Source organism: Phytoactinopolyspora endophytica (genome assembly GCF_004138495.1).
Classification (GTDB): Bacteria; Actinomycetota; Actinomycetes; order Jiangellales; family Jiangellaceae; genus Phytoactinopolyspora; species Phytoactinopolyspora endophytica.
The window spans coordinates 200,031-205,106 of the sequence record NZ_ML142863.1 but is presented as its reverse complement, the minus strand read 5'-3'; the positions used below and the strand labels follow the sequence as shown (position 1 = coordinate 205,106).

Sequence of the window (5,076 nt, the reverse complement as noted above, 5' to 3'; positions counted from 1 at the left end):
ATAGTCACCCCCATCCTCGGGAGACCTCGACCCCTACCCGGCCACCGACGCGTCGACCGGACTACACCCTTAACTGCGAAGAGCCCGTTAAGAGACCGCTGCGCGGGTTGAGGAGGAGGAAGAAGATGAATACCCCACCTGAGCCGTCTGGTCTGCAGCTGCACTTGTTCGACGCCCCGATTGTGGGTTGTCTGCCGACATGCACAGAGCACTATGAACACGTCTATTTTCTCTGCTATGGGCGTCCCACAGTCGTAGGCGATCGCGACTACGTCATCGGAGAGAAAACCCGTGACTACCCCATCACCCATTACGTCGGGTGGACACGAACCCGCCCGCCGCTCAGACGCGTCCGCAGTCATGGCGCTCGAAGCGCCCACTTCATCGCTCAGATCCGGCCCGGATCGACCGACGACGAGCAACTCGCCAAAGAAATCGAGCCCTGTCCGAAATGCGGTCATAGCTTGTGGTACTACGGAGAGAGCCCGGATGCGCCTCTCCTGTACGAGGCGGGCGATGTGGTGACCGTTGACCGCGGCCGCGTCAAGTACAAGATCACCGCAACGGTCGGCGACATCGCTCGCATATCTCGGATCAGCAGCGAGGTCGAAGCGTCGCGTCCCCGGACCCTGTCCACCTCACGGCTTACGCTGTGTGAGCGAAACAGCGACGGCTACCTCTGTCTTCGTCTCGCATGGCAGGATGCGCTCGCCGAGTCCTTGCGCAATCCCAGCGCAGAGAACGAGCAGCGCGCACACTCGGCCTATGCAGCTGTATGTGCGGCTGTCGACGACGGACGACGTGCCGGAAGCCAGACATGGCTGACCGATCCCGGCACCGCGAGCGAACTGCTGAACACACGGTCGTCGAGGTAACCCGGCCGCGTCAAACCGGCGCTCTGGCCGAGAGTCAGCTCCTTGGCGGACCTGCCTGCAAAGCGTGCGCCCGACACGGGCATCGCGTCATCACAGTCGGCAGCTCGGTACCATAGTCTTGACTCGTCAGCGTGCAGGGCGTACATAGAGGTCACGGAACAGGCTCAAACTGACGCGGAGCGCGCACCACGGTGCCCGTCACCTCCGGCGGCATGATCCATCCCTGTCTTGAGGGCCTGACACACCATTTGCCGCCGAGCTCCGGCAACAAGGCTGGAACCAAGGCGCTCACCGCCCTGCGAAACTGTCCTGTCCGGCAGTGGGAGCCGAGAATTGCTGTGCAGCCTGCCTGCCTTGGAGTTGGGCGGTTGCCCACTTGCTGCCGATCTGTGCCCGCTCAAGCAGGTCGTCTGACATCCGTTGTAGATCAAACTCGTAGCGGCTGCCAAGCTGAGCCTTGACGTCAACCAGGTGTCCCACCGGTTCCGGTCACGGTCCGAATCCCGTCGGGGCTACCAGCAGGAAGTCGCCCCTCACTCGCGGAAACGCGGGTGAGGGGCGATCGTTGATGGGCACCGAGAGCCCGGACCGGCAGTCGTCGTCGTGGCGGCCGCGCGTCGATCAGTTCTCATCCATGGTGACCTTGACTGCCTTGATGGTCCCAGGGAAATTCCGGTGCATCGATGAACTGCGAGCCCTAGATTTGTGGGGTGACCGCAGACGACGTGCCTTCCAACCTTTCGTGTCTCGGTGCGCCGGTTGGGCCGATTATTCGCGTTCACGGCGGGTTCGCCAACCGGATGTACCGGCTCGACACCGACCAGGGGTCGTTCGCGGTGAAGGAGTTGAACCTCGTCGACCGCCGCTGGACCTACCACGTCGAGGACGTGTTCAGGTTCGAGCAGGCGGCTTTTGCTGCCGGCATTCCGATGCCGGAGCCGATCTCGGCCAGCCACCACACGCTCGTCCACCGGTGGGTCGAGGGAAAGAAGGTGCCCGAAGCGCCGGTGTCGGAGGCGTACGCGTTCGAGATCGGTGAGATTCTCGCGCGCATCCACGCGTTGGACGTCGAGTGGACACACGTGTCGATCGAGGACCCGGTGTCACGGGACTGGTCCGAGCTCGCCGAGCGGGCGGTGTCGACCGGACAGCCGTGGGCCGACGAGCTCGCCTCCCAGGTCGAGACGTTCCTGGCGATGGCCCACTTGGTCGACACCTGCGAACGGCCGGGCCCCGTTGTACTGACCCACCGGGACATCCAACCGTGGAACCTGCTCGCTCGAGACGGGCGTCCGGTGGTGCTCGACTGGGAGCTCTCGGGGATGCTCGACCTGGCCGGTGAGCTTGGCTCGACCGCGCTGAGCCTCGCGAAGGGGCCCGGCTTCGACGATATCGAGCCCGCCATCTTCCGCTCGGTCCTTGACGGCTACGTTGCTGGGGGCGGAGCGCTGCCGCCGGCGGGTCCAAGCTGGTTCGTGTTCATGATCGGCGGCTGGCTGGGGCACACAAGGTGGAACATCCTCCGTTGCCTGGCCGGTGTCGAGGCGAGCACAGGCCCTGATCTCGCGCTGTCGCACGAGTCCGTGCGCAACGGCGTGCGCGGCCTACCCGATATGTTCGGCCGGCTTCCGGACCTCGAGGCGCTGCTCGTGTGACAGCGTCCCGCTTCTGTGCTGGGTGCGCGACGTAACTCGCACTCCCGAGCCCGCTTGCGGCGACAGTCGATTACCTGTACAGCCCGAGCAGGTCGAGCTAGCCGTTCGGCAGGCCCTCGACCGGGGACTGACCACTAGGCGGCGACTGCACACGATGGCGGCTCGTCGGTCGAGGCGTGTGCGTGAGTTCGTGGACGATGCGATAGAGCAGGTGCAGGCGTGAGGTATGGCAGCGCGCCGGCGTTCCGCCGCGTTCTGGAGGATCGCCTGAAGGACTGGGCAGGCGGGGACGGGGCACGTATCGCGAGGGGCGACTTGCCATGACCATCGTCGAGATCGACGGCTGAGCGCTGCTGTACATGCGGACTCTGAGGTGGGTACTTTTGGTTTACCGCTATGAGGGGATCGGATTATGGTTGGCGGTCCGGAGGACGTCAGCGCTCGGGTGTCGGCCGCTGCCGGTCGGACCTATGCGGCGGGCACTGCGCGGCTGTCATTTGGGCTCCTTCGCGGTGGGTCAGTAGTCGGGGAGTGGGACCGTCTCGGCGAGGGTGTGGTCGATTTCGCCGCCCGCCTGGCGCAGGTATCCCGAGTGTTCTTGCCCGGACACATGCAGGAGAACCTGCAGAGCGTGCCGGAGGCACTCACCAGGCCGCGAGACATGCTGTACCAGGGAGCAACCGAGTTAATGCGCTCGGGTGATTCTTGGGTCGCGGTCGGCAGCGGTGAGCGGGATGGGCCGCGTCACCATGGCGATCCGCTATGGCCGCTGGACGCCCTCTTCGGTGCCACTGATGACATCGTCGAAGTTGGTACGGACGCCATCGGCGACGTCAACACCACTCACTATCGGCTCGCTGTTGATCTCGCGGCTGCGGACGAGCTCCTGACCATGGGGATTGAGATGCCCGAAGGGCCGTTCCGCCGGTTACGCCAGCTGCCTGCGGAAGTTTGGCTGGATGACGTAGGCCGCGCGCGTCTGATCGCGATTCAGAATGCCGCCGGCAATCGTGAGGTCTGGAAAGTCGTCGAGTTCTGGGATTTCGGCGTCTCGGTGGCGATCTCTCCTCCCGATGCCGGCGAGATCTTGACGCCCGACGTGACCGACTTGCAGCGGATCTTCATGGGAGACACCTAGGTCTCGTCATGTGACAGACCTGAACTGATCGGTTGAGAGCGCGGTCGATCTTGGCGCGGTTGCGGGGCGGCGTCGCCGTCGATGCACTTGGCGTAGATCCTCAGGAGGACGTCGACGGAGCGTCCGGCCCATTCGGCGATTTTGCGGGGGTTGGACGCCGGCGTTGACCCATGTCGATACGCCTGCGTGGCGTAGATCGTACGGGCGCGCGGCTGAGATGCTAGGACGATGCCGCTGACGAACCCCTGGCTTGCAGGTCCCACTCCCGACGGCGAACTCCACCGCGAACACCTCGAGGAACGAATTCTCAACCTGCTCTCCACCCAGAACGTAGCAGTCATCGCCACCGTGGACCCGAACGGAGCGCCGGCAGCCACGCCTGTCCGCTACTGCAGCCTCGGGTTCGAGATCTTCTACACCAGCTGGAACGACTCACCGAAATCGGGGAACCTGCGCCGTGATTCCAGAGTCTCGGCGGGGATCTTCGCCCCGCTGGTCGGCCAAGCCAGCAGTCGCGGTGCACAGCTATTCGGCACAGCACGAACTCTCGAACGCGACGATCCTGAGGCCGACGGTTACTGGGAAGCCTTCCGCTGGCAGTCCGATCACGCTGAACGCGGACGATCCCTCAACGAGCCACCCACCGACCCGCTCACGATCATCACCCCGGACCGGATTCTGTACACCGAGCACTGGCTACGCCGCAGCGGCTACAAGCCACGCCAAACCTGGCGGCGCTCATGATCAAGGCTCGCCGCAAACTGACAGTTCGCTGACATGAGCGGTTTCACCGTAGTCATCTAGTATCTGCGTCAAATGCGTGTCCAAACTTCCGTCTACCCGGCGATCAGCATGGCGTTGTCGCAGGTCACTAGCATGCAGGCTGTTCCTGGCCCACCCGTCGCCCGCTTCAGGTGGGGCGCGGATTCGCGTCCGTCTGTCGGGGTAAGAGCGAGCCTGCACTTGAGTGTGGAAAACGCACTCGATCGGAGCATACGAGGGTGCGGGATCGGCATCGAGGGTGTTCCGCAGGCAGTTTTCGTGAGTCTCTCGTCGCGCTGTAGACAGCACGAGCGTGTATCTGTACTGTGATGCCAGCCAAGGACCCCTTCCGGTTTCGGACGTGTCTGTCACCTCGACTGGAAGGAGTGGTCTGATGGCACGCCATTACGGACCCCCGCATTTCACCGACGATCCCTACTCGCAGATCGTCTCACCGCACGGGATCCCCGTTGACGACCTGGTATCCGTGCTCCAGAAGGAAATCCGCCGCAGCAACGTGGACAACGCGGTGCTGGCCGCTTACGAGATGTACATCACCTCACCGGACGTCGCTGAGCACATCTGGACCAGACTGCGGCTCATCGCCGTCGAAGATGTCGGAATGGGGCTGCCGCTTGGGCCCCTC

The 5,076-nt window shown here is 63.9% G+C and carries 4 protein-coding genes and 2 pseudogenes; 5 read left to right on the top strand and 1 reads right to left on the bottom strand.

Going from position 1 to position 5,076, the window contains the following annotated elements:
- Window positions 1-125 precede the first annotated feature (125 nt).
- From ELR45_RS25180 to ELR45_RS25170, 3 genes are all read left to right on the top strand, one after another.
- A complete protein-coding gene (locus ELR45_RS25180) occupies window positions 126-875 on the top strand; it encodes a hypothetical protein (protein ID WP_129668781.1) in 750 nt (249 codons plus the stop codon).
- Window positions 876-1,585: 710 nt separating this feature from the next.
- Window positions 1,586-2,530, top strand: a complete 945-nt coding sequence (locus ELR45_RS25175) for a phosphotransferase family protein (RefSeq protein WP_165368088.1) — start codon at window positions 1,586-1,588, stop codon at window positions 2,528-2,530.
- Window positions 2,531-3,083: 553 nt separating this feature from the next.
- Window positions 3,084-3,668, top strand: a complete 585-nt coding sequence (locus ELR45_RS25170) for a hypothetical protein (RefSeq protein WP_129668780.1) — start codon at window positions 3,084-3,086, stop codon at window positions 3,666-3,668.
- On the opposite strand, the pseudogene ELR45_RS42955 reads toward ELR45_RS25170, so the two are convergent.
- Window positions 3,665-3,881 (bottom strand): annotated as a pseudogene (locus tag ELR45_RS42955) (tyrosine-type recombinase/integrase); the annotation flags it as partial. The gene ELR45_RS25170 and the pseudogene ELR45_RS42955 sit on opposite strands and share 4 nt — an antisense overlap.
- 15 nt (window positions 3,882-3,896) lie before the next feature.
- Here ELR45_RS42955 and ELR45_RS25160 point away from each other — a divergent pair.
- Entirely contained in the window at window positions 3,897-4,412 is a 516-nt protein-coding gene (locus tag ELR45_RS25160) for a pyridoxamine 5'-phosphate oxidase family protein (RefSeq protein ID WP_129668779.1), read from the top strand.
- Between the two features lie 412 nt (window positions 4,413-4,824).
- Window positions 4,825-5,076: pseudogene (locus ELR45_RS39035) on the top strand (AAA family ATPase); the annotation flags it as partial.